21 protein-coding genes are annotated in these 23805 nt (G+C 60.6%); 9 read left to right on the forward strand and 12 right to left on the reverse strand.

The window, feature by feature from the left end:
• Nucleotides 1-1610, forward strand: a 1610-nt coding sequence (locus ACIOVB_RS08890; protein WP_401266801.1) for a nitrite/sulfite reductase, incomplete at its 5' end; no start/stop codon positions are given.
• Entirely contained in the window at nt 1594-2088 is a 495-nt protein-coding gene (locus ACIOVB_RS08895; RefSeq protein WP_187679813.1) for a DUF934 domain-containing protein, read from the forward strand. The genes ACIOVB_RS08890 and ACIOVB_RS08895, both read left to right, overlap by 17 nt.
• A 64-nt stretch (nt 2089-2152) precedes the next feature.
• Here the strand turns inward: ACIOVB_RS08895 and sohB are convergent, their stop codons facing one another.
• On the reverse strand, nt 2153-3184 hold the full coding sequence (sohB, locus tag ACIOVB_RS08900; protein ID WP_187679811.1) for a protease SohB: 1032 nt from the start codon (nt 3182-3184) through the stop codon (nt 2153-2155).
• A 204-nt stretch (nt 3185-3388) separates the two neighbouring features.
• Here sohB and ACIOVB_RS08905 point away from each other — a divergent pair, with 204 nt between their 5' ends.
• The 6 genes from ACIOVB_RS08905 to ACIOVB_RS08930 all read left to right on the forward strand — a co-directional run bounded on the left by ACIOVB_RS08905 (nt 3389) and on the right by ACIOVB_RS08930 (nt 9826).
• Nucleotides 3389-4099: a histidine phosphatase family protein gene (locus ACIOVB_RS08905; RefSeq protein ID WP_401266803.1), complete on the forward strand. Its 711-nt coding sequence runs from the start codon at nt 3389-3391 to the stop codon at nt 4097-4099.
• Between the two features lie 64 nt (nt 4100-4163).
• A complete protein-coding gene (locus ACIOVB_RS08910) occupies nt 4164-4478 on the forward strand; it encodes an SCP2 sterol-binding domain-containing protein (RefSeq protein ID WP_150752030.1) in 315 nt (104 codons plus the stop codon).
• 195 nt (nt 4479-4673) lie between these two features.
• Nucleotides 4674-6392: a hydrogenase maturation protein gene (locus ACIOVB_RS08915; RefSeq protein ID WP_401266807.1), complete on the forward strand. Its 1719-nt coding sequence runs from the start codon at nt 4674-4676 to the stop codon at nt 6390-6392.
• A 239-nt stretch (nt 6393-6631) separates the two neighbouring features.
• A complete protein-coding gene (locus ACIOVB_RS08920) occupies nt 6632-7495 on the forward strand; it encodes a LysR family transcriptional regulator (RefSeq protein WP_187679828.1) in 864 nt (287 codons plus the stop codon).
• Between the two features lie 112 nt (nt 7496-7607).
• The gene (locus ACIOVB_RS08925) at nt 7608-8753 is read left to right on the forward strand and encodes an SRPBCC family protein (protein ID WP_401266809.1); all 1146 of its coding nucleotides are present in this window, start codon (nt 7608-7610) and stop codon (nt 8751-8753) included.
• Nucleotides 8750-9826 carry an SMP-30/gluconolactonase/LRE family protein gene (locus ACIOVB_RS08930; protein WP_401266811.1) on the forward strand — a complete coding sequence of 359 codons (1077 nt, stop codon included), beginning with the start codon at nt 8750-8752 and terminating at the stop codon, nt 9824-9826. Before ACIOVB_RS08925 ends, ACIOVB_RS08930 begins: the two co-directional genes overlap by 4 nt.
• Before the next feature lie 62 nt (nt 9827-9888).
• On the opposite strand, the gene ACIOVB_RS08935 is transcribed toward ACIOVB_RS08930, so the two are convergent.
• Nucleotides 9889-10053 (reverse strand): hypothetical protein, encoded by a 165-nt coding sequence (locus ACIOVB_RS08935; protein WP_187679806.1) that lies wholly within the window; start codon nt 10051-10053, stop codon nt 9889-9891.
• A gap of 109 nt (nt 10054-10162) precedes the next feature.
• On the reverse strand, nt 10163-10405 hold the full coding sequence (locus tag ACIOVB_RS08940; RefSeq protein ID WP_187679805.1) for a DUF465 domain-containing protein: 243 nt from the start codon (nt 10403-10405) through the stop codon (nt 10163-10165).
• A 206-nt stretch (nt 10406-10611) separates the two neighbouring features.
• On the opposite strand from ACIOVB_RS08940, the gene ACIOVB_RS08945 reads away from it, so the two are divergent.
• On the forward strand, nt 10612-11133 hold the full coding sequence (locus ACIOVB_RS08945) for a DUF4142 domain-containing protein (RefSeq protein ID WP_187679804.1): 522 nt from the start codon (nt 10612-10614) through the stop codon (nt 11131-11133).
• 63 nt (nt 11134-11196) lie between these two features.
• Here the strand turns inward: ACIOVB_RS08945 and ACIOVB_RS08950 are convergent, their stop codons facing one another.
• From ACIOVB_RS08950 to ACIOVB_RS08990, 9 genes are all read right to left on the reverse strand, one after another.
• A complete protein-coding gene (locus tag ACIOVB_RS08950; RefSeq protein ID WP_401266815.1) occupies nt 11197-11466 on the reverse strand; it encodes a hypothetical protein in 270 nt (89 codons plus the stop codon).
• A gap of 121 nt (nt 11467-11587) precedes the next feature.
• The gene (locus tag ACIOVB_RS08955; protein WP_401266818.1) at nt 11588-14221 is read right to left on the reverse strand and encodes an excinuclease ABC subunit A; all 2634 of its coding nucleotides are present in this window, start codon (nt 14219-14221) and stop codon (nt 11588-11590) included.
• A gap of 29 nt (nt 14222-14250) precedes the next feature.
• Nucleotides 14251-16362 (reverse strand): ATP-binding protein, encoded by a 2112-nt coding sequence (locus ACIOVB_RS08960; RefSeq protein ID WP_401266821.1) that lies wholly within the window; start codon nt 16360-16362, stop codon nt 14251-14253.
• Nucleotides 16363-16496: 134 nt separating this feature from the next.
• On the reverse strand, nt 16497-17186 hold the full coding sequence (locus tag ACIOVB_RS08965; RefSeq protein WP_187679800.1) for a GntR family transcriptional regulator: 690 nt from the start codon (nt 17184-17186) through the stop codon (nt 16497-16499).
• A 213-nt stretch (nt 17187-17399) separates the two neighbouring features.
• Entirely contained in the window at nt 17400-18059 is a 660-nt protein-coding gene (locus ACIOVB_RS08970) for a DUF799 domain-containing protein (RefSeq protein WP_401266824.1), read from the reverse strand.
• Nucleotides 18056-18424 (reverse strand): DUF4810 domain-containing protein, encoded by a 369-nt coding sequence (locus ACIOVB_RS08975; RefSeq protein ID WP_401266827.1) that lies wholly within the window; start codon nt 18422-18424, stop codon nt 18056-18058. The genes ACIOVB_RS08970 and ACIOVB_RS08975 overlap by 4 nt, the downstream gene beginning before the upstream one ends.
• Before the next feature lie 29 nt (nt 18425-18453).
• Nucleotides 18454-19140 (reverse strand): CsgG/HfaB family protein, encoded by a 687-nt coding sequence (locus ACIOVB_RS08980; protein WP_161986630.1) that lies wholly within the window; start codon nt 19138-19140, stop codon nt 18454-18456.
• Between the two features lie 170 nt (nt 19141-19310).
• Nucleotides 19311-22388 carry an error-prone DNA polymerase gene (locus tag ACIOVB_RS08985; RefSeq protein WP_401266830.1) on the reverse strand — a complete coding sequence of 1026 codons (3078 nt, stop codon included), beginning with the start codon at nt 22386-22388 and terminating at the stop codon, nt 19311-19313.
• On the reverse strand, nt 22385-23800 hold the full coding sequence (locus tag ACIOVB_RS08990) for a Y-family DNA polymerase (RefSeq protein ID WP_401266832.1): 1416 nt from the start codon (nt 23798-23800) through the stop codon (nt 22385-22387). The genes ACIOVB_RS08985 and ACIOVB_RS08990 overlap by 4 nt, the downstream gene beginning before the upstream one ends.
• Between the last annotated feature and the right edge of the window lie 5 nt (nt 23801-23805).

Here is a 23805-nt window from a genome sequence, read left to right on the forward strand (position 1 = left end):
AGCAGTTCCGTGATCAGACCCGACGCTATCTGGCAGGTGAGCTGAGCGAAGAAGAGTTCCGCCCCCTGCGCCTGCAAAATGGCCTGTACATCCAGCGTTTTGCGCCGATGTTGCGTGTGGCAGTGCCTTACGGCCAGCTGACTTCGCGTCAGACCCGCATGATGGCCAAGATTGCCCGTGACTACGACAAGGGCTACGCCCACATCAGTACGCGGCAGAACGTGCAGTTCAACTGGCCGGCGGTGGAAGACATCCCGGACATCCTCGCTGAACTGGCCACCGTGCAGATGCACGCGATCCAGACCAGTGGCAACTGCCTGCGCAACGTCACTACTGACCAGTTCGCCGGTGTCGCCGCCGACGAGGTGATCGACCCACGCCCATGGTGCGAAATCGTCCGTCAGTGGACTACGTTCCACCCGGAATTCGCTTACCTGCCGCGTAAATTCAAGATCGCCGTCAACGGTTCGACCGCTGACCGTGCAGCCATCGAAGTCCACGACATCGGCCTTGAGCCGGTGCACAACGAAACCGGCGAGCTGGGTTTCCGCGTGCTGGTGGGCGGCGGCCTCGGTCGTACCCCGGTAGTCGGCGCGTTCATCAATGAGTTCCTGCCGTGGCAGGACCTGTTGAGCTACCTCGACGCGATCCTGCGGGTCTACAACCGCTACGGCCGTCGCGACAACAAATACAAGGCGCGGATCAAAATCCTCGTCAAGGCACTGACGCCTGAAGTGTTCGCACAAAAAGTCGATGCGGAAATGGAACACCTGCGCGGTGGCCAGACCACATTGACCGAAGCCGAACTGGATCGCGTCGCCAAGCACTTCGTCGACCCGGACTACAAGGCGCTGGAAAACCAGACTACCCAGTTGGCCGATCTCGATAAAGAACATCCAGGCTTCGCTCGCTGGCGCACCCGCAATACCCTGGCGCACAAGAAGCCGGGTTATGTGGCCGTGACCCTGTCGCTGAAACCGACTGGCGTCGCGCCGGGCGACATCACCGACAAGCAGCTTGACGCCGTCGCCGATCTGGCCGACCGCTACAGCTTCGGCCAACTGCGCACCTCCCATGAGCAGAACATCATTCTGGCCGACGTCGAGCAGAGCCAGTTGTTCACCCTGTGGGGCGAGCTGCGTGAAGGCGGTTTTGCCACGCCGAACATCGGCCTGCTGACCGACATCATCTGCTGCCCGGGCGGTGATTTCTGCTCGCTGGCCAATGCCAAGTCGATCCCGATTGCCGAATCGATCCAGCGTCGTTTCGACGACCTGGACTATCTGTTCGACATCGGCGAACTGGACCTGAATATCTCCGGTTGCATGAACGCCTGCGGTCACCACCACGTCGGCCACATCGGCATCCTCGGGGTGGACAAGAAAGGTGAAGAGTTCTACCAGGTGTCCCTCGGCGGCAGCGCCAGCCGTGACGCGAGTCTGGGCAAGATCCTCGGCCCGTCCTTCGCTCAGGAAGCCATGCCTGACGTCATCTCGAAGCTGATCGACGTGTACGTGGAACAACGTACCGAAGACGAGCGCTTCATCGACACCTATCAGCGTATTGGCATCGACCTCTTCAAGGAACGCGTCTATGCAGCGAATCATTAAGAACAACGAAGTCGTCGACGAAACCTGGCATCTGCTGCCGAAGGATTTCAACATCGACGAGATCAGCAACTGTGACGATCTGATCGTGCCATTGCAGTTGTGGCGCGAACATAGCCGTATGCTCAAGGCCCGCGACGGCGGCCTGGGCGTATGGCTGGACGCCGATGAAGAAGCCGAGGAGATTGGTGACGACGTCGCCGATTTCCAGGTAATCGCGCTGAACTTCCCGGCGTTTACCGACGGCCGCAACTACTCCAACGCGCGTCTGCTGCGTGACCGTTACGGTTTCAAAGGTGAACTGCGGGCGATTGGCGATGTGCTGCGCGACCAACTGTTCTACATGCATCGCTGCGGTTTCGACGCCTTCGCTGTACGTCCGGACAAAGATCCCTATGAAGCCCTCGAAGGTCTCAAGGACTTCTCGGTGACCTATCAGGCCGCCACTGACGAACCGCTGCCGCTGTTCCGTCGCCGCTAAGCCTGCGGTTTACTGGACACAAAAAAACGCCGGTCATTGACCGGCGTTTTTTATGCCTGACTGTTTACCAGAAGCGTTGCTGGGTCAAACGACTCCACCAACTCAACAGCACGCGATCGACCGAACCGCTGGCCGCCATGCCAATGCGTTCCTGCAGGCTTTTGCGTTCGGCGTAATGCAGGTGATAAACCTCGGCCTGTTTGGCTTTCTGTGCGAGGTATTCATCGCTGGTCTTGAGTTCATCGACCAATTGCTTGTCCAGCGCCGCGACGCCGAGCCAGACTTCGCCGGTCGCCACGTCATCGATAGCCAGTTGCGGCCGGTAGCGGGCAACGAAGTTCTTGAACAGTTGATGGGTAATGTCGAGGTCTTCCTGAAATTTCTCGCGACCTTTCTCGGTGTTTTCGCCAAACACCGTCAGGGTGCGCTTGTATTCACCGGCGGTCAGCACCTCGAAATCGATGTCGTGTTTTTTCAGCAAGCGGTTGACGTTGGGCAATTGCGCGACCACGCCAATCGAGCCGAGAATTGCGAACGGCGCGCTGATAATCTTTTCGCCGATACACGCCATCATGTAGCCGCCGCTCGCCGCGACCTTGTCGATGCACACGGTCAGCGGCACGCCGGCTTCGCGGATTCGCGCCAGTTGCGACGAAGCCAGTCCATAGCTGTGCACCATGCCACCGCCGCTTTCCAGACGCAGGACGACTTCGTCCTTTGGTGTGGCGAGGGTCAGCAGCGCAGTGATCTCATGACGCAGACTCTCGGTGGCCGAGGCTTTGATGTCGCCGTCGAAATCCAGCACAAACACCCGTGGTTTAACCTCAGGCTTTTTCTTCTGTTTCTTCTCGCTTTTTTCGGTCTTGGCCTCGCTCTTGCGCAAGGCTTTGAGCTGATCCTTGTCGAGCAGGGTTTGCTCCAGGCGCTCACGCAGGCCTTTATAGAAATCATTGAGCTTGCTGACCTGCAACTGGCCAGCCGACTTGCGCCGCCCCTTGCTGCGCAATGCTGCAAAACTGGCGAGCACCACCAGAATGGCGATCACCAGAGTGACGGTCTTGGCCAGGAAGCTGGCGTATTCGGACAAAAACTCCACAGAGACTCCTTAAAACGATGCGTGGATGTAACACACACGCGGGATGGCTCCAGCATACCCATGCGCTGGCTCGTCGGCCAGCCGTGAAACCTCTGGCAACACGCCTGTAACGGGCATTTCAAACAAGCGTATGTTTTTTCATTGACAGCTCTCCATCATCCTCATAACCTCGCCAAACCTTCAACGTACCGGGATGACGCGGACGTGGGCAGCATCTACTTGATTCGACATGGCCAGGCCTCCTTTGGTGCAGACGACTATGACGTCCTGTCGCCGACCGGTGTGCGCCAGGCAGAAATCCTCGGTCAACACCTCGCCGAACTGGGGATCAGCTTCGATCGCTGCCTCTGCGGTGACCTGCGCCGCCAGCAGCACACGGCTACCAGCGCGCTGGAGCAATTCACCGCAAAAGGCCTGTCGGTGCCAACCCTGGAAACCGATTCCGCGTTCAACGAATTCGATGCCGACGCGGTGATCCGCGCCCTGCTCCCGGCGATGCTCCCGGACGAGCCGGAAGCCCTCGACATCCTGCGCAACGCCGCGCAAAACCGCAGTGAATTCCAGCGCATTTTCGCCCTGATCATCGAGCGCTGGCTGGCTGGCACTTACGACACCCCGGGGCTGGAAAGCTGGCTGGGTTTTGTCGCAAGAGTCCAGGCCGGATTGCACCGGATTCTCGAACAAGCAGAGAAAAACCAGAAAATCGCCGTGTTCACGTCCGGTGGCACCATCACTGCCCTGCTCCACCTCATTACGCAAATGCCTGCCAGACAGGCCTTTGAACTGAACTGGCAAATCGTCAACACCTCGCTCAACCAGCTGAAATTCCGCGGTCGCGAGGTGGCGTTGGCCTCCTTCAACAGTCATGCGCACCTGCAACTGTTGAAGGCTCCGGAACTCATCACTTTCCGCTGAGTCCGGATTACTGTGACCCTTGCTGTAATCAACCAGCTCTTATTACCCTAGAAAGGATCGAACCATGACCTCCGTAGCTGATGCCGTACAAGCAATGAAAGCCAAGTTCAACCCAGCCGCTGCTGCCGGTCTGGATCTGGTCTTCGGTTTCCGCATCGACGAGACCAAAAACTTCTCGCTGATCGTCAAAAACAGCACCTGTGAACTGCAAGAAGGCGAGAACCCGGACGCCCAGGTCACTCTGGTGATGGACGGCGAAACCCTGGAAGGCATCGTCGACGGTTCGACCGACGGCATGCAAGCGTTCATGGGCGGCAAACTGCGCGCTGAAGGCGACATGATGCTGGCAATGAAACTGTCCGAGCTGTTCCCTTCGTAAGACTGCAGTTCAGCTTCAAACAAATCCCGCCCTTATGGCGGGATTTTGCGTTTGAGCGCCAGGGAAATTGGCTGACACAACGTTGATCTCGATCACTGGTGTGCGAGCGGTCACTGATTAATCTTCCGGCTCCATCGAAGGCCAGGGAAGGCTCACCGGGAGCCTGCGGCTGATCCCATTCAAGGAAGAACTTTCATGCGACCACTCAACATCATTCTGCTGTCGTCGGCGTTTAACGGCCTGACCCAACGTGCCTGGCTGGACCTGCGTGAAGCTGGGCATTCGCCCAGTGTCGTGGTGTTTACCGACGAGGCCTCAGTGTGCGAGCAGATCGAACACAGCGGCGCCGATCTGGTGGTCTGCCCGTTCCTCAAAGACCGCGTCCCGCAAGCACTGTGGAGCAATACTGAACGCCCGGTGGTGATCATCCATCCCGGCATCGTTGGCGATCGTGGCGCCAGTGCGCTGGACTGGGCGATTACCAACGAGCTGACACGCTGGGGCGTGACGGCGCTGCAAGCGGTCGAGGAAATGGACGCCGGGCCGGTCTGGGCTACCTGCGAATTCAATCTGCCGCCCGGATTGCGCAAATCCGAGTTGTACAACGGTCGAGTCAGTGATGCGGCCATTCGCTGCATTCGCGAAGTGGTGGAAAAATTCGTTGAAGGCTTCGTGCCAGTGGTGCTGGACTACACCGACCCGACAGTACGCGGGCGTTTGCAGCCGAACATGAAGCAGGTTGATCGCAGCTTCAGTTGGCACGACTGCGCACGCTTCATCAAACGCAGCATAGACGCGGCGGACGGCCAGCCCGGCGTGCTGGCAAGCCTGGCCGGCGGGCAGTATTACCTGTACGACGGGCACCTGGACTCGCGCACTGGCATGCCCGGCGAAATTCTCGCGGTGCATGACGATGCGGTGCTGGTCGCGGCCGGTGATCAGAGTGTGTGGATCGGCTCGCTGCGGCGCAAACCGCAGCCCGGCGAAGAGACCTTCAAGCAACCGGCGCGGCACGTGCTGGCCGGGCAATTGGTCGATGTCCCGACGCTGGACGGGTCGATTGCCAGTCAGCCGTTCAGCGACGAGTCGTATCAGCCGATTCGTTACCGCGAGTCCGGGCATGTCGGCGAGCTCACCTTCGAGTTCTACAACGGCGCCATGAGCACCGAGCAATGCCGGCGCATGGTTGAAGCGTTGCGCTGGGCCAAGTCCCGCGACACTCAGGTGTTGCTGATCAAGGGTGGGCGCGGGAGCTTTTCCAACGGTGTGCATTTGAATGTGATTCAGGCCGCGCAGGATCCGGGCGCTGAAGCCTGGGCGAATATTCAGGCGATCGATGACGTCTGTGAAGAGTTGCTGAGTGCCCGGCAACTGGTGGTCAGCGGGGTGACGGGCAGTGCCGGCGCCGGTGGTGTGATGCTCGCTCTGACTGCCGATGTTGTATTTGCCCGGGCCGATATCGTGCTCAATCCGCATTACAAGAGCATGGGCCTGTATGGCTCGGAATACTGGACGTACAGCCTGCCTCGCGCCGTCGGCCCGGCAATGGCCGAGCAATTGGCTCAAGCGTGTCTGCCGGTGAGTGCCAGCCAGGCGCTGCAACTGGGCATGGTTCAGGAAATCGGCCCGCGTTGCCCTGATGAGTTTTCATTGTGGTTGTTGCAACGGGCCAACAGCGTTTTGAGCGATCCGACTTACGCCGCTGTGCGTGAACGCAAGTCACGGATTGATCAAGTGCTGATCCAGCAATGCCGCGAAAGCGAGTTGCAGGAAATGCAGGAAGACATGCTTTACAACCGCAACGGGTTTGCCGAGAAATGCCGCAATTTTGTTTACAAGCGCAAGGCGTGTGGCACCCCGGCGCGGCTGGTGGAGGATTGGGCGCGGGTGCGTTCGGTCGAGTTGGCCAGTTGAGTCGGTGGTGACCGCTTTCCCCTCACCCTGGCCCTCTCCCGAGGGAGAGGGAACCGAGCCGGTGATATTGGCGATCTAAACCGACCTGAGGGTCTTGCTTTGAATCCATAATCGATTCGATCTTTCAGGTCGATGTGTGACGCAAGACACCTCGGTCAATCCCCTCTCCCTCAGGGAGAGGGTTAGGGTGAGGGGCTTTTGCCTTTACAATGCTCGCCACCTCAAACACCGGCCCGCCCATGGACATCGACCTCGCCCGCACCTTCCTCGAAATCGTCCGCCACGGCAGTCTCGCCGCTGCTGCGCAGAAGTTGTTCGTTACGCAAACGGCGATCACCGCCCGGGTGCAAAAGCTCGAAAGTCAGTTGGGCAGTACCTTGTTTGTACGCAATCGCGCCGGGGCGAAATTGACGCCCAATGGCGAAGCGTTCGTGGTCTACGCCAATCAACTGGTGCAGACCTGGGAAGCCGCCCGCCGCGATTTGCCGCTGCCCGAGGGTTATCACAACGTGCTGCACATCGGCGGTGAAGTCAGCCTGTGCAACCCGTTGATGCTCAGTTGGGCGGCCCAATTGCGCGAGAAAATCCCCGGCCATGCCCTGCGCATGGAAATCCGCGATGGCGAAAACCTGCTGCGCCAACTCGAGCTCGGCGTGCTCGACGCCGCGTTGGTCTATCAACCGGAATACTGGCCGGGATTGCAGGTCGAGCAGGTGCTGGAAGAAAAACTGATTCTGGTGCGTGCGCCGGATCGGCCCGATCCGTACGTTTACATCGACTGGGGGCCGGACTTCCGCCGTCAGCATGATGCCGCTCTGCCGGAAAAAGCCAAAGCAGCGCTGAGTTTCAATCTCGGCCCGCTGGCCCTGCAATACATCCTCGAAAATGGCGGCAGCGGCTACTTCCGTACGCGCGTAGTGCGCACCTATCTGGAAAGCGGCGCACTGGAACCGGTGACCAAAGCCCCTGAATTCGGCTATCCGACCTATCTGGTGTACTCGCGCGATCGCGACTCGGCGACGCTGCAGCAAGCCTTCAATCTGCTGCGCGAAGTGATCCGCACCGATGACGACTGGTCACAACGCTGGAACCCGTTGAGCTGACGCTACCGATTTGCCGCGCAGCATGGCGCATGTGGCCTCAAGGTCTGGGCTGCACAAACGGCGGGATCGGCTAATCTGCCGGGTATAACAACAATACCCACAGGTGAACGCAGTGAGGCAGACCACCGAGGCATTTCGCAGCCGCTATCGCGCGGCGATCCATCCGTTTTACAACCCGTGGCTGCACGGCGTCTTCGTGCTGCTGTTCGGTGTGTTGGCCATCGGTGCGTTCTGGAGCACCGTGCAACAGGTCGGTTGGCTGGAATGGCTGACCGTGCCGCTGACGCTGTTGTTGTTCAACTTTGGCGTGTACATGGTCCATCGCCATCTCGGCCACCATAAAAAAGCTTTCGCAAAAATGTTCTACGCCCGGCATGCGGGCGACCATCACAGCTTCTTCACCCCCGGCCACATGACTTACGACAGCGCCCGGGATTGGCGAGTGATTCTGTTCCCGGCGTGGTTGATCGTGATTCACACGCTGGTCATCACTCTGCCGTTGTGGTGGCTTGTCGCGCAGGTCAACGCCAATGTTGCCGGGTTATTTGGCGGCTGCATGGTCCTGGGTTATCTGGCCTACGAGGTGTTTCACGCTGCTGAACACCTGCCGCCAGACAACCCGCTGACGCGCCTGCCGTGGATTCGCCAGATGCGGCGTTTGCACGAACTGCATCACCGTCGCGAGCGCATGCAGGAGCGCAATTTCAATATCGTCCTGCCACTGATGGACTACCTGTTCGGCACCCTGTACTGGGAGCCGGAAACCTCCCCTTCGAGCTATTCGAGAATGCCCATGACCCGCATGCAGCACACGATCGATATCGCCGGCGACCCGATTGCCGTGCTCGCCTATGCCGCCAGTGTCAGCCACTGGCCCGAGTGGCACCCGTCTTCATTAAAGATCGACGGCGCGCAAGGCCCGTTGCACGCCGGGTCACGGTTTGAAGAAGATATTCATGCCGGCGGACGTGCCGGTCACCTCAGTTGGGAAGTCACCGAGTACCTGCCCGGCCGACGCTGGTGCGCGCGAGCGCAAGGCGATCACGGTTTGTCATTGCTGTTGACCTACGAGTGCTCGGCTGAAGGCAACGGCACACGGTTTGTGCGCACGCTTGATTATCGCTTCGACGGTTTGGGCATGCGCATTGCCAATCAGTTATTGCTCAAACGCCGCATCGAGCGGGAGTCGGCGGCATCGATGCTCGCGTTGCGCGATAGAGCGGCACAGCATCTGGCGTCCGTGAGGGCCAGCGCATGAGGTGGCGGCGGTTTTTATTGCTGCTGATTGTTGTCGTCATCGCGTATCTGCTGCTGATGCCCACCCGGGTGGAACCGGTCGCGTGGAAACCGGCGTCGGCGCCCTCCCTCAGTGAAGGCGTCTATGCCGACAACCAGCGTCTCAAAGCGACCGAACAGGTCGGGCCCAGTGATATCGAAGGCCCGGAAGCGCTGCTACTGGAGAGCGATTTTCTGATCACCGGGCTGCATGACGGGCGGCTGATCCGCACCAGTCTCGACGGCAAGACGCGCAAAGTTCTGGCTGATACCGGCGGAAGACCGTTGGGGCTGGCGCGGCATCCCAACGGGTTGCTGGTGATCGCCGACGGGGTCAAAGGCTTGCTCTCGCTGGATGCTCAAGGCCAGTTGATTCCCTTGACCACCGCTGCCAACGACCTTGAATTTGGTTTCACCGACGACGTAGCGATCGACAAGTCCGGGCATTACGCCTATTTCAGCGATGCCTCCAGTCGCTGGGGTTACGGCCATGACGGCGAGGCAATCATCGAGCACGGCGGCGACGGCCGTCTGCTGCGCTATGACTTCCAGACTGGCAAAACCAGCGTACTGCTGGACAAACTGGAGTTCGCCAACGGTGTAACCCTCGGCCCGGATGACGCCTACGTGCTGGTCAACGAGACCGGCGCCTACCGCATCAGCCGCTTCTGGCTGACCGGGCCGAAGGCTGGCACCCACGACGTGTTCATCGACAATTTGCCGGGGCTGCCGGACAACCTGGCGTTCAATGGCAGCAACCGCTTTTGGGTGGCCCTCTATGCACCGCGCAATGCGTTACTGGATGGCACCGCCGGATATCCGTTCGTACGCAAGATGATCGTGCGGGCGCTGACCGTATTCCCCAAACCGGTGGAAAAGCGCGGATTTGTGTTGGGGCTGGATCTTGAGGGCAAGGTGATTGCCAATTTGCAAGATGCCAGCAGCGGCAATTATTCGCCGATCACCACGGTGCGCGAGTATGGGGATTGGTTGTATTTCGGATCGCTCAAGGCAACGCATATGGCGCGGTTGCCACTGACTGAAGCCCTGAAGTAAGCCTGCTGAATTTGCGCTGGAGTGACTGACGCCATCGCTGGCTTGCCAGCGATGGCGGTCTGTCAATTAGAGGATTTATCGAACTTGTCGGGGTCTTCATCCTCCGGCAGTTCTTCAACCGGCTCTTCAGGGAATGCGGTGGTATGCGCCGGGCTATTAGGCTCGGGATGGGTCGGAACCGGGTCGAATGCGCCCTGCTCTTCACTGGGGAATTTGGGATCGTTCATAAGGCACCTCGCAAAGAGTCGATGATGGAAGACTCTGAACATTCGAGGTGCCGGGCGTGGCCGTCGTTCCAGTCAATCTGCAACCGTAGGTCGGCAGGTTAATCAGGGGTCAGGCTTTCGCCTGTAACTGCTGGACGATCTTGTCTTTGACCTGCAAGCGCTTCTCTTTGAGTTTCTTCAGTGCGTCGTCACTGGGGGCATCCGACTGGGCGGTTTCGGCCTTGACCACTTCGGCATCAGCTTCGGCATACTTGTTGATCAATGAATCCAGTAACGGATCGTTGGAGCGTTTGTGCTGGATCTCTTCCTTTGCAATCTTCAAGTCCTGTAACAGGTCATGGGGAACCGGCATGGAACACCTCCATCAGTTGATCGGGTGGCCAACGCGACCGATTGCGCTGCCCAGTTACCAGAATGGCCTCGGTTGAGCCGTTCTGTCGACCACCTGTCAGACCAGCGGTGGCCGTTCGTCGCCCTGTCGCAAATGCGATAAAACCTTTGTCCGTCGCCCTGCCTCCACTGCATAACGCTCACAACAAACTGCGTGGAGATACACAAATGGACGGATTCAAGCTGCGTCATCTGGTACTGGCTGTCGCTTTGAGCACTGGCATGAGCAGCGCCTTCGCTGCCACCGACAACAACTTCGTCGATAACGCCGCTGCCGGTGGCATTGCTGAAATCGAAACCAGCCGCCTCGCTCTGGAAAAAAGCCAATCAGCGGACATCAAGGCGTTCGCCACCATGATGATTACCGACCATGGCAACGCCAATGATGAACTGGCGACGATTGCCAAGGCCCATGACATCGAGGTGCCGGACACCACCACGCTGGTCAAGCAGGCCAAAGAGAAAATCCTCGACATGCGCGACGAGTCCTTCGACGCGGCCTACGCCAACAATCAGGTGAAGGCTCACGAAGACACCATCGAGTTGTTCAAGAAGCAGGCCAACACCGTGACGGATGACAAGGTCAAAGGCGCGACTGAGCTGAAAGCGTTCGCCCAGAAAATGCTGCCGGCGCTGGAAAAACATCTGGCAGCGGCGAAGGAACTGCAAGCCAAGCATCCGAGCAAATAAATGATCGGCTGCGAATAACGAGGCCGCATCCAATGGATGCGGCCTCGTTATTTGCGACCCTGATTAACCCCCATCCGTGTCTATATCTGCATCCGTCTCCTCACCCGGTTTCGCACGATCCGGCTCAGGCTCGAAACCCGGGCTGAACTCATTGTCGTTGTCGGTGTGCTGGTTCTTCTGATCCACCGCCGGATCAGCACTTTGCGCCTGCTCCGTATCACCCTGGCGTTGTGCAGGTTGCGTCGGCGCCGGTTGCCCCGGCACTTGCGGGTCGATGGCCGGATCATTGCGATTGATCGGCTGCCCCGACTGATTTTGCTGTTGATCGCTCATAAGCACCTCGTTGTTCAAAGCCAGCGCGACTGAAACCAGTCGGGCCTTGAAAGTTCGAAGCCGGCGCCGCGCCAACGTTCAAAACATCGCAATCGCCAGCCGTGCCCATCGACGCGCGCGACTATCGGCTCAAGGCCCGGGCCAGAAACGGCGCTGTCCGGCTCTTTTTACTCGCAGCGACTTTCTGCGGTGTACCCGCCACAACAATCTTGCCGCCCTGATCCCCCGCCCCCGGGCCGATGTCGATCACCCAGTCACTCTGGGCGACCACGCGCATTTCATGCTCGACCACGATCACCGTGTGCCCCGCTGTCACCAGCGTATCGAGCTGTTCCAGCAATCGATCGACATCCCGTGGATGCAGGCCGGTGGTCGGTTCATCCAGCACATACAAGGTCGCGCCGCGCTGGTTGCGCTGCAGTTCGGTGGCCAGTTTGATCCGCTGCGCCTCGCCGCCGGACAGTTCCGTGGCCGGTTGCCCCAGCCGTAGATAACCGAGGCCGATATCACGCAGCACCTCCAGCGAACGACGAATACCCGGCTGTCCGGCAAACACCGTCACCGCTTCATCGACCGTCAATTGCAGCACTTGGGCAATGCTCAAGCCTTCCCAGAGAATCGCCAGGGTCTGCGGGTTGTAACGCGCGCCATGACAGGTCGGGCACGGCGCATACACGCTGGGCATAAACAACAACTCGACGCTGACAAAACCCTCTCCTTCGCAGGTCGGGCAACGGCCCTTGGCGACGTTGAAGGAAAACTGCCCGGCGTCATAACCGGCCGCCTGCGCCTCGGGCGTCGCGGCGAACAGCTTGCGCACGTTGTCGAACAGACCGGTGTAGGTCGCCAGATTGGAGCGTGGCGTGCGGCCGATGGGCTTTTGATCGACCTGCACCAGGCGCTTGATCGACTCCAGCCCGGCGATCACCTGACCGCTGCTGACCTGCGGCGCGTCGTCCTCAAGGCTGAGTTCTTCAGGTTCGGCATCAACGCTCGGCCGCCCCAGTTGCGCGCCGACCAATTCCAGTAAGGCCTGACTGACCAGACTCGACTTGCCGGAACCGGACACGCCGGTCACCGAGGTGAAGCAACCCAAAGGAAATTCGGCGCTGAGATGACTCAGGTTATTGCGGCTGATGCCATCGAGTTTCAGCCAGCCCGATGGCTTGCGCGCCGCTCGTGTCGGACGCTGCTGCTCAGCGAACAGATAAGCGCGGGTCTGCGATTGCTCGATGTCGGCCAGACCCGCTGGCGGGCCGCTGTACAGGATCTGCCCACCCTTCTCACCCGCCGCCGGGCCAACGTCGATCAACCAGTCGGCGCCGCGCATGGTTTCCAGATCATGCTCGACCACAAACAGCGTGTTGCCGTCGGCCTTCAAACGCTGCAAGGCTTCGAACAGCGCCTCGCCATCAGCGGGATGCAGCCCGGCGGACGGTTCGTCGAGCACGTAGATCACGCCAAACAACTGCGAACCCAATTGTGTGGCCAGGCGCAAACGCTGCAATTCACCGGACGACAAGGTCGGCGTGCTGCGCTCCAGCGCCAGATAACCCAGCCCCAGATCAGTCAGTGTGCTGACCCGCTCCAGCAGATCTTCGGCAATGCGCTGCGCCGCCAGCCGCTTTTCCAGCGACAGGTTCGGCGTGTGGCGCACATCCGGCGCGCCGGCATGGCCGCTCGCACCGTGGACGACGCGTTGCTGGCGCGCTTCGCGGGTCTGCGCATGGCTCAAGGTTTCGCCGCTTTCTTCGGCGTGTTCCAGGTAACTGGCCGCCGCCACCGGTTTCAATACTTCGGCGACTTGCAGCAACGGCATCTGAGACAGTTCACCGATGTCGTAGCCGGCAAACGTCACTGACAACGCTTCGCGCTTCAGGCGTTTGCCATCGCACAGCGGACAAGGACTGCCAAGCATGTACCGCGAAACGCGCTTCTTCATCAGCGCACTTTGCGAGTGGGTGAAGGTGTGCAGGATGTAGCGACGGGCACCGGTGAACGTGCCCTGATAACTCGGCTCCATTTTGCGCTTGAGGGCGACGCGGGTTTCTTCTGGCGTCAGCCCGGCATACACCGGCACGGTCGGGGTTTCTTCGGTAAAGAGAATCCAGTCGCGTTGCTTTTTCGGCAGTTTGCGCCACGGGATATCGACATCAATGCCCATGGTCACGAGGATGTCGCGCAGGTTCTGCCCCTGCCAGGCCAACGGCCAGGAAGCGACGGCCCGTTGGCGGATGGTCAGGTCTGGATCAGGCACCATCAGTGCTTCGGTGACTTCATACACCCGGCCCAGCCCATGACACTCCGGACAGGCGCCCTGCGGGGTGTTCGGTGAAAAGTCCTCGGCGTACAACATCGCCTGACCCGGCGCATAACTGCCGGCGCGGGAATAAAGCATGCGGATCAGGCTCGACAACGTGGTCACGCTGCCCACCGACGAGCGTGTGCTGGGCGTACCGCGCTGCTGTTGCAGGGCCACGGCGGGCGGCAAGCCTTCAATAGAGTCGACATCCGGCACACCCACCTGATCGATCAGCCGTCGCGCGTACGGCGCAACTGACTCGAAATAGCGGCGCTGGGCTTCGGCATACAAGGTGGAAAACGCCAGCGACGACTTGCCCGAACCGGACACGCCGGTGAACACCACCAGCGCATCGCGGGGGATGTCGACGTCGACGTTCTTCAGATTGTGCTCACGGGCGCCACGCACCCGAACCATACCGGCGGGTGCTTTGGAGGTGCGTTTGGAAGTCATCAGCCTGCCTTGGTGAGGGAGTTTTCAGCTCAGTCGTTAAGCACCGCACGAATCATCTGCAATAGCGCTTCGGGGCCATAGGGTTTGCCCAGCAAATGGGTGTCGGGGCTGAGTTGGTGATTGCGCGAAATGATGTCGCGGGTATGGCCGGAGGTGAACAGCACTGCCACCTGTGGTGCCTGCACCTTGGCCCACCCGGCCAGATCGGAACTCTTGATCAGCCCCGGCATGACCACGTCGGTGAAAATCAGATCGACATCGGCGCCCTCCAGCAGCATCTGCATGGCCGCATCGCCGTTGCCTGCGGTCAACACCCGGTAACCTTCTTCACGCAACAACTCGACGGCCGAGGTGCGCACCGCGTCGTTGTCCTCGACCACCAGAATCGTCTCGTGACCACCTCTCTGATGATTGTCGATGCTCGGTGACTCTTCGCGGATCGGCCGCAGGCTGCGCGGGAAATACAGCTGCACCCGCGTGCCCTCGCCGAGCGTACTGTCGATCTCGACGTGTCCGCCACTTTGTTTGACGAAACCAAACACCATGCTCAGGCCCAGCCCGGTGCCCTGGCCGTCGGCCTTGGTGGTGAAGAACGGTTCAAACACCTGCTCCAGCATCTGCGGCGGAATGCCTGGACCGGTATCGCTGACCGCCACCCGCACAAAATCGCCTGCGCAGATGCCTTTACCGGCGCAAAACGTGCTGTCGAGTCGGGTATTGAGGGCGCTGAGGACAATGGTGCCCTCACCCTGCATCGCGTCCCGGGCGTTGATCGCCAGGTTGAGAATCGCGTTTTCCAGTTGATTGCGGTCGACGTTGATGTGCCACGGTTCTTGCGGCAACTGCATATCGATCTGAATGGTTTCGCCCAACGCCCGTTGCAATAACTCGCCCACGCCGTCGAAGATCTGCTGCGGTTTGCACACTGCCGGTGATAGCGGCTGACGCCGGGCAAACGCAAGCAATTGCGAGGACAGCTTGGCACCGCGCTCGACTGCTGCCAGCGAGGCACTGACGCGCCGTTGCACGTTGGCATTGTCCGGCTCATGGCGTGCCAGCAAGTGCAGGTTGCCGGCGATCACTTGCAACAGGTTATTGAAGTCATGGGCCACGCCGCCAGTCAGTCCGCCGATCGCTTCGAGCTTCTGCGACTGACGCAATTGCTCCTCGGCGGCCAGCCGCGCCCCCACTTCACTGGCCACGCGTTGTTCAAGGTTGCGGGTGAATTTGAGCAGCGACTCTTCGGCGATCTTGCGCTCGTGGATGTCGATCAACACACCGGGGAAACGAAACGGTTCGCCCTGTTCATTGAACTCGCAGGCACCGCTGGCCAGTACCCACAGATAACTGCCATCGCTGCGCTGTACACGGTATTCGGCGTTGTAGGGCTCACCGGTCTGCATTGAATGGACGACCCGCTCCTGCACCCAGGGCAAGTCATCGGGGTGGATGCGCGAGCGAGCGACGTCTTGCGCCAGGTTGCTCAGATCCTGGTTCGGTGGATAAGAGAACGTCCGGGCGAAACGTTCGTCTGCCGACATCGTGTCGCTTTTCACATCCCAGACAAACGAGCCGAGCAAGGCGCCGGCATTCAATGCCAGACGCACCCGTTCGTTATCGGCGCGGTAGGCATCTTCGGCGGCCTGACGCAGCTGTTCGGCAACCACCCGTTCAGTGGTTTCCACCACCGTCGCCATCACACCGGCAGGCGCGCCCGTGTCGTCGGGTACGGGGTTGTAATACAGATCCATCCAGACGTCTTCGGGCACGCCATCGCGCAGTAATACCAGTTCCTTGTTGCGGTAAGACAAGGTGCCACCGGCCAGACACGTATCCACCACATGCCGGTTGAACTCGGCGACTTCCGGCCAGCCCAGTTCCACCGGTGAACCCAGCAGGTAGGGATGCCGGCCACCCGCGAACTCCGAATAACCGTCGTTGTAGATCATGTAGCCAGCGCGGCCCCACAGCATGACCATCGGCAACGGCGAAGCGAGCAGCATTTGCACGGCGCTGCGCAAGCTGGTGGGCCAGGTATCCAGCGGCCCCAGGTCAGTCTGGCTCCAGTCGAACGCACAAATGCGCCCGGCCATTTCGCCTTTCCAACCGTCACAACCGTGGCTATCGGATAAAAACTGCATCGGTTGACTCGGTGTCCTGTGCTGATTGCCCGATAAACCGCGACGCCGAAAGGACGCGATGCCCGTCTGTTTCGAGCATCGCCGAGCGTATTGGTTTCATTAGATGTATAGCCGATTTCAGACGCCGTTCAGGTTTAAACACCGATCAGATGTTTGAGCGGATGGTAGCCAGTTTTCATTTTGGCGGCGACGTCGAGAATGGCCTTCTCGATACCGTTCAGGTGCACGCAGGTCAGTTCGATGGCGGCGCTCTGATTGCCGGCCTCGATGTACTCGATCAAGCGCAGGTGCTCATTGTCGCGGCAGGCTTCGTGGCTGTCGTCATCCAGTGCGGCAATGTACAGCGAGGCGCGGGAAATCAGCTTCTGGAACCAGTCGAGCAGCACCGGATTATTCAGGCTGCGGGCAAGCTTGAGGTGGAACTCGCCGAGCAGGTAGATCAGTCGCTCGTGATCGCCGGCCTCATGGGCTTGATCTTCCAGCAGCAAGTGTTCACGCAGGACCTGCATGGCGGCGATGTCTTTGCGTCGGCATAGCTCGGTGACAATGCCGATCTCGATCAGGCGCCGGGTTTCAAACAGCGAACGAATCTCTTCGTTACTGGGCAACGAAACCGATGCGCCTTTATTGGGCTCGGTAGTCACCAGTCCGTCGGCCTCCAAATGCTTGAGCGCGGCGCGCACCGACGTGCGGCTGACATTAAACAACTCCGCCAGCGAAGCCTCGCCCAGTTTCATCCCCGGACGCAGCGAACGCTTGCTGATCGCCTCGTAAACCCCTTGGTAGACGCGGTCGACGGTGGTTTCCGGTTTCTTCTCGGTCACTCGAAAGCTCCTTCCGTGCTGGCAACGTTGCCGTGGCGCATGAACTGTCGCGCAGGATATCGCCTTCGGCCGCAAGATGCAGGGTCTTGATTGCAAGTCGATATCGAAGAAAGTCGAGAAGTGTTCAGGCAAAAAAAATCGCAGCCTGTTGCCGCTTCTCGCAAATGTATTTACAAGAAGCGACCGCAGGCTGCGATCTTTTTATCTTCGCTGTCAGTCCGTGCCGTATTTAGGCGAACGTGGCCCGTACAGCAGGCCCGCCGGATGTCCGGCCGACAACAGACGATTGCTGGCGACACCGGCAATCGGATAACCGGCGTCGGTAGAACTGTTGATGATCTGCTTCATCGCTGCGGTAATCAGCATGCCAACCAGGCCACCCGCGTTACCGTTGTTACCCTCTTCACTCGAGGCCCGCGCCGAACCGGTCCACAGCGTGGTGCCGGATTTCAGATCGACCAGTCTGGCGGTAGCGGTCACTGCGGTTTCGCTGCTGATCACCATGTAACGCGTACCGTACTCGGTCACGGTGATGTACAGCGCCGCATCCGCGCCGAAGATTTCCTTCAGTTTGTCGGGCGGTGCCTGATGGATATCATCCGGCGTGGTCAGGCCGTTCTGGCGGAACGTCTCGTCAACCAGCGCGATCGGCAGCACGTAATAACCGGCCTCGGCCAGCGGAAACGTCACTTGCGACAACAGGCTGTAGGAGGCCTTGACGTCCGGCGAGGTGTTCAGCGGCGGCAGCACCAGAATGGTCTTCGGACGCGCTTGTTTATACGCCGAGTAATCCACGGTCTTGGGTTTTACGCAGCCCCCCAGAAGGGTCAGTGCCAGCACGCCCACCAGCAGTTTCACTGCACGCGGGATCATTTGGCGTCTCCGGTCTTGGCGTTTTTAAGCAGGAAATCCATGTACGTGCCGGACTCGGGAAACAGGGTCTTTTCGGTACGGAACTGCTGCACCATCTGATCGTCCTTACCCATGCTCAGGTACAGCAGACCGAGGTGCGCGTGGTAACCCGGTGGCACGGCCTTACCCGTGGAGCGGATCTTCTGCAGGTCGGCTTCCAGTGCTTCAGCCTGGGCTTCTTTCGGTGTTTCGCTTTTGAAATACTCGTAGACCTGGGGTTCGTAGCCTTCCCACTGGTACAGGGTTTGCGGGCCGGCGCAACCCGCCAGCAAGGCGCTGGCGGCCAGCGTCAGGGTCATCAGCGACCGCGACAGATTCAAGCTCATGGGTTGTTGCTCCTTGCAATGGGCGTCGATCAGTTGCCCGGTTTCCAGGCACCGGCGTTCATGCCATCAACCAGGCGATTGATCGCCTCGCGCATGGCCAGATCCAGGACTTTGCCGTTGAGGGTGGAGTCGTAGGCAGCGGTGCCGCCGAAGCCGATGATTTCGCGATTGGACAAGGCGTATTCGCCGGCGCCCTGGGTCGAATACACCACTTCCGAAGTGCTGATGTTGACGATGTTCAGGTTGACCTTGGCGTAGGCCACTTGAGTTTTGCCGCGACCAAGAATGCCGAACAACTGGTGGTCGCCAGTCTCTTTGCGGCCAAACTCGGTGACATCACCGGTGACCACGTAATCAGCGCCCTTAAGGCGCTGGGCCTGGCCCTTGATCGCCGCTTCCTGCTGGATTTCGCCCATGTTGTCGCGATCCAGCACGGAGAAACGGTTGGTCTGCTGCAAGTGCGTGATCAGGATGGTCTTGGCCTGACCACCGAGACGGTCGACGCCATCGGAGAAGATCCCGCGCATATAGCTGGAGCGGTTATCGAACTTGCCCACGGCCATCGGCACGCGAACGCCAGTCCAGACTTGCGTGGCGCTTTCAACCTTGGCTACCGGCAGCGCGCGGGAGCTTTCGGTCGCGCAACCGGCGAGCGTGCCGGCGATTGTGCCCAGCACAGCAATCGCAACGCCTGAGACCAGCATCCGGGAGATCATTCTCACTGAGTATTTCCTTCTTGAAAAACGGGGGGTGTCCCGGCACAGCAACGCGGTGGGGAGCGGAAAAGGGGCGGCATTATGACAAAGTGCCATCATTGATGACAGGTTTTTTTTGACGCCAATGGATTGGCTGCTCTGGGAACGATCAGACAGAGAATTTTGTGGTGTCAGTGGAAATCGCGGCTCTGCACGCGGATGCCGTTGAGCAGCGGACTCAGGTCGCTCAGGCGGCCGGCGATCAAGTGGCGCACGTCGCCCTCGCGCTCCCAGCGGCCATCGACCTTGAGCAGTTGCGAGCCGACCAGTACCTGGCGCTGACGCTCGGCCAGGTCGCGCCAGACCACCACATTGACGTTGCCGAACTCGTCTTCCAGGGTGACAAACGTCACGCCGCTGGCAGTGCCCGGTCGTTGCCGGCCCGTCACCAGTCCGGCAATGCTGACCGGGCGACCATGCTCAACGTCGAGCAACTCTTTTGAACTGCGGCAACGCCGCGCCTTCAGTTCGTCGCGCAACAACGCCAACGGATGCGGCCCCAGGGTGGTGCCGACCGTCGTGTAATCGGCGTGCAGATCTTCACCGACACTGGGCTTGGGTAGCACCACGTCAGGCTCTTCCTGGCTCGGCAAACCGGCAAACAACCCCAGCTGTTTCTGCACCCCGGCCACCTCCCAGCGCGCCCGATGCCGATGACCGGCCAGGCCGCGCAACGCTCCGGAATCTGCCAGCAGCGCCTGCGCCCGACTGTCGAGTGCGGCCCGCTCGCCCAAATCGGCAACATCGGCAAATGCCCCGCGCATCCGCGCCGCTTCAATGCGTCGGGCATCGTCCTCGCGAAAACCCTTGATCATGCGCAGCCCCATGCGAATCGCCGGTTGTGCGCCGCTGATCGGTTCCAGGCTGCAATCCCAGTCACTGGCGCGCACGTCCACCGGGCGGATCTGCAGCTGATGCCGACGGGCGTCCTGAAGAATCTGGTCGGGGCTGTAGAAGCCCATCGGCCAACTGTTGATCAGCGCGCAGGCGAACGCCGCCGGTTCGTGGCACTTGAGCCAGCAACTGGCGTAGGTCAGCAAGGCGAAACTGGCCGCGTGGGATTCGGGAAAACCGTAGCTGCCGAAGCCTTTGATCTGCTCGAAAATCTGCGCGGCGAACTCGGGCGTGTAGCCGTTTTTCTTCATGCCGGCGGCGAGTCGCTCCTTGTGCGGCTCAAGCCCGCCGTGACGCTTCCACGCGGCCATGGAGCGGCGCAACTGATCGGCCTCGCCGGGGCTGTAGTCGGCGGCGACGATGGCGATCTGCATCACTTGTTCCTGAAACAGCGGCACGCCGAGGGTGCGTTTGAGCACCACTTCCAGTTCCGGTGACGGATAGGTTTCCGGCTCTTCCTTGTTCCGCCGGCGCAGGTACGGATGGACCATGCCGCCCTGAATCGGACCCGGCCGGACGATGGCCACCTCAATCACCAGATCGTAGAACTTCGCCGGTCTCAGGCGCGGCAGCATCGACATCTGTGCGCGGGACTCGATCTGGAACACGCCAATGGTGTCGGCGCGGCTGATCATGTCGTAGGTCGGTTTGTCTTCGGCCGGAATCGTCGCCAGTGTCAGATCCAGATGACGATGACGGCGCAGCAGATCGAAACAGCGGCGAATCGCGCTGAGCATGCCCAGCGCGAGGATGTCGACCTTGAGCAGCCCGACCGCATCGAGATCGTCCTTGTCCCACTGAATGATCGTGCGGTCGGCCATGGCGGCGTTTTCCACCGGCACCAGACTGTCCAGCGGTTGCTCGGAAATCACAAAACCACCGGGGTGCTGCGACAGGTGCCGGGGGAAACCGATCAGTTGCCCGGTCAGGCTCAACACCCGGCGCAGCACCGGGCTGTCGGGATCGAATCCGCCCTCAATCAGGCGTGCCACTGGCGGTGTTTCATCGCTCCAATGGCCGCAGCAATCGGCTAGCGCATTGATCTGATCCGGCGGCAGACCCAGAGCCTTGGCCACATCGCGCACCGCACCGGCGGCGTGATAAGTGCTGACCACCGCTGTCAGCGCCGCGCGATGGCGGCCGTAACGGCGAAACACGTATTGCAGGACTTCCTCGCGGCGTTCGTGCTCGAAGTCGACGTCGATATCCGGCGGCTCGTTGCGCTCTTTCGACATGAAGCGTTCGAACAGCAACGTGGTGCGATCCGGGTCGATTTCGGTGATGCCCAAGGCAAAGCACACCGCCGAGTTGGCCGCCGAACCACGGCCCTGACAGAGAATGTGCTGCTCGCGGGCGAAGCGCACCACGTCGTGTACGGTGAGGAAATAGCTTTCGTAGCCGAGTTCGGCGATCAGCTTCAGCTCATCGTCGATCTGCTTGAGCACTTTGGCCTGCGGCCCTTTCGGCCAGCGCCAGGCGATGCCTTCTTCGGTCAGGTGGCGCAACCAGGAACTGGCGCTGTGCCCGTCCGGCACCAGCTCTTTGGGATATTGATAACGCAACTGGCCCAGATCAAAGGTGCAGCGCCGGGCCAGACTCACCGACGCCTCCAGCAAGGCCGGCGGATACAGTTCGCGCAACACCTCGACACTGCGCAAATGCCGCTCGCCATTGGGGTGCAGGCGCAATCCGGCTTCCGCCACCGGGACGTGATGACGAATCGCAGTCATGGTGTCCTGCAAGGCGCGTCGGCCTCGGGCATGCATGTGTACATCACCACTGGCCACGGCAGGAATTCCCAACTCACCCGCCAGACTCGACAACGCCGCCAGCCGCCGCTGATCGTCCTGCCCGCGATGCAACTGCACCGCCAGCCACAGCCGTTCGCCGAAGGTTTGTTTCAGCCAACGGCCCTCTTGCACGTCATCTACCGAGTCCGGCACCCACAACACCAACAACCCGGGCAGCGCTTCGTTGAAGTCCTCGCGCAGCACCTGATACTGGCCCTTTTGCGTGCGCCGCCGGGCGCGGGTGATCAAGCCGCACAGCGCCTGATACCCCTCAAGGTTCTCCACCAGCAGCACCAGTTTCGGGCCGTTGTCGATGCGAATCTCGCTGCCGATAATCAGCGGCAATTCAACGGATTTCGCCGCTTGCCAGGCCCGGACAATCCCCGCCAGCGTGCATTCGTCGGTGATCGCCAGCGCCTGATAGCCGTGCTTTTTCGCCCGCTGGAACAACTCCAGCGCACTGGACGCACCGCGCTGGAAACTGAAGTTCGACAGGCAATGCAGTTCGGCGTAGCCATCGTTCATCCGAACCAGCCCTGCAGCCACAGCGGACCGCCCTCGCCCACCGCCCGATAGGCCCAGCCTTGCTGACCGGCGCGGTTCTGGATCAGGTAGTAATCGCGGCGCACATCGTCACCGTCCCACCAGCCGGATTCGATGCGCTCAGGGCCCATGAGGATGCGTGCCGAACCTTGCGCCACGCTCTGCGGTTCACCGAGCAACCAGCCCGGGCGGTAGACACTCGGCAAACCGGCGCAACGTTGTTTGTCGACGCCGTTCTGCCACGCGCACTCGGGCCGATGATCGGCCTGAAAGCGCAGGCCTTGCACGGCGTCATCGCCCAGCCGTGCGCGCAGGCGTTCGCGCAACTGCTCCCAAGGCAAGGTCTGCTGCGGACGATCATCGAACAGTTCCTGAAACTGCGGCACAAAACTCGGCAAATCTTCGGCACGCAGACGGAAACCGCGCACTGGCGCCTCAACCTGCACCTGTTCCAGCCTTCCACGGGCCAGTTCGAAGAGCATCGCCGGGTCGCGTTCGGCGCTGAGCAGGCCGACCTTGATCAAGGTGTCCGGCAACCCGGCGTGTTCCAGATGCAGGTCGAAACGCTGCACGCCGCTGTCGCGCCCACACAGAAACGCCGACAGATCGCCGGTCAAGCGTCGTAAAGGGAACAGCAGCGCCTGATGAGATTGCACATCGAAATTGAGCTCGATGCGCACATCGAAACGATCCGGCGGCAGGTAGAACGCCAGCGCCAGCGGCCGCGCACCGAACAAGGTGTCGAGATGTTTGAGCATCGGCGCTTCGAAGCGTCGGGCCAGTGCCTGACGCGGCAGGCTCTGCACCTGACTCAGGTTGCGCAGGCCCATGCGCGACAATGCTGTGGCCACCCCCGGCTCCAGACCGACCCGATCGATGGGCAATTGCCCTAGATGATGCTGCAAGGCTTCACCGTCCGGCACCACCAGTCCGTCATAGGCGTTGGCCAGAATGCGTGCCGCCACCGGGTTGGGTGCAGCGACGATGCGATGACGGAAACCCAGATCGGTCAGTTCCTTGCGCAACCGCCCTTCAAACTGCGCCCAGGAACCGAACAGGCCAAGACTGGACTCGATCTCGAACACCACGGTGCGCGGGTAATGCACGCTGACCTGCGCGCTGAAGCGGTAGGCCCACGCGGCCAGAAACTGCTGCCAGTGTTCGACCTCGGCCACTTCATAATCGGCGGTGGCAAAACCTTTGCTCAGGGCTTGCGCAGCGGTCATCGACTGGCCGGGACGCAAGCCGAGTTTGCGCGCTGCCGGGTTGACCGCTTGCAGCACCCGGCGCTGGGCCGGGCCGCTGAGCAACACCAACGGCTCATCGGGATCGGGCCGCTGACGCAACACGGCGTCGAGGGCCAATTGCGGGAACAGAATACACACCCAGCGCATGACGA

The organism is Pseudomonas sp. NPDC087639, assembly GCF_044743385.1.
GTDB lineage: Bacteria > Pseudomonadota > Gammaproteobacteria > Pseudomonadales > Pseudomonadaceae > Aquipseudomonas.

Bases quoted from the DNA above. Each gene is read 5' to 3' on its own strand.
- ACIOVB_RS08910 (WP_150752030.1), top strand. From the start codon at position 4,164: ATGACCTCCGTAGCTGATGCCGTACAAGCAATGAAAGCCAAGTTCAAC.
- ACIOVB_RS08945 (WP_187679804.1), top strand. From the start codon at position 10,612: ATGGACGGATTCAAGCTGCGTCATCTGGTACTGGCTGTCGCTTTGAGC.
- ACIOVB_RS08920 (WP_187679828.1), top strand. From the start codon at position 6,632: ATGGACATCGACCTCGCCCGCACCTTCCTCGAAATCGTCCGCCACGGC.
- ACIOVB_RS08985 (WP_401266830.1), bottom strand. From the start codon at position 22,388: ATGAACGATGGCTACGCCGAACTGCATTGCCTGTCGAACTTCAGTTTC.
- ACIOVB_RS08975 (WP_401266827.1), bottom strand. From the start codon at position 18,424: ATGAGCTTGAATCTGTCGCGGTCGCTGATGACCCTGACGCTGGCCGCC.
- ACIOVB_RS08940 (WP_187679805.1), bottom strand. From the start codon at position 10,405: ATGCCGGTTCCCCATGACCTGTTACAGGACTTGAAGATTGCAAAGGAA.
- ACIOVB_RS08930 (WP_401266811.1), top strand. From the start codon at position 8,750: ATGAGGTGGCGGCGGTTTTTATTGCTGCTGATTGTTGTCGTCATCGCG.
- ACIOVB_RS08990 (WP_401266832.1), bottom strand. From the start codon at position 23,800: ATGCGCTGGGTGTGTATTCTGTTCCCGCAATTGGCCCTCGACGCCGTG.
- ACIOVB_RS08895 (WP_187679813.1), top strand. From the start codon at position 1,594: ATGCAGCGAATCATTAAGAACAACGAAGTCGTCGACGAAACCTGGCAT.
- ACIOVB_RS08915 (WP_401266807.1), top strand. From the start codon at position 4,674: ATGCGACCACTCAACATCATTCTGCTGTCGTCGGCGTTTAACGGCCTG.
- ACIOVB_RS08950 (WP_401266815.1), bottom strand. From the start codon at position 11,466: ATGAGCGATCAACAGCAAAATCAGTCGGGGCAGCCGATCAATCGCAAT.
- ACIOVB_RS08955 (WP_401266818.1), bottom strand. From the start codon at position 14,221: ATGACTTCCAAACGCACCTCCAAAGCACCCGCCGGTATGGTTCGGGTG.
- ACIOVB_RS08980 (WP_161986630.1), bottom strand. From the start codon at position 19,140: ATGATCTCCCGGATGCTGGTCTCAGGCGTTGCGATTGCTGTGCTGGGC.
- ACIOVB_RS08935 (WP_187679806.1), bottom strand. From the start codon at position 10,053: ATGAACGATCCCAAATTCCCCAGTGAAGAGCAGGGCGCATTCGACCCG.
- ACIOVB_RS08970 (WP_401266824.1), bottom strand. From the start codon at position 18,059: ATGATCCCGCGTGCAGTGAAACTGCTGGTGGGCGTGCTGGCACTGACC.
- ACIOVB_RS08960 (WP_401266821.1), bottom strand. From the start codon at position 16,362: ATGCAGTTTTTATCCGATAGCCACGGTTGTGACGGTTGGAAAGGCGAA.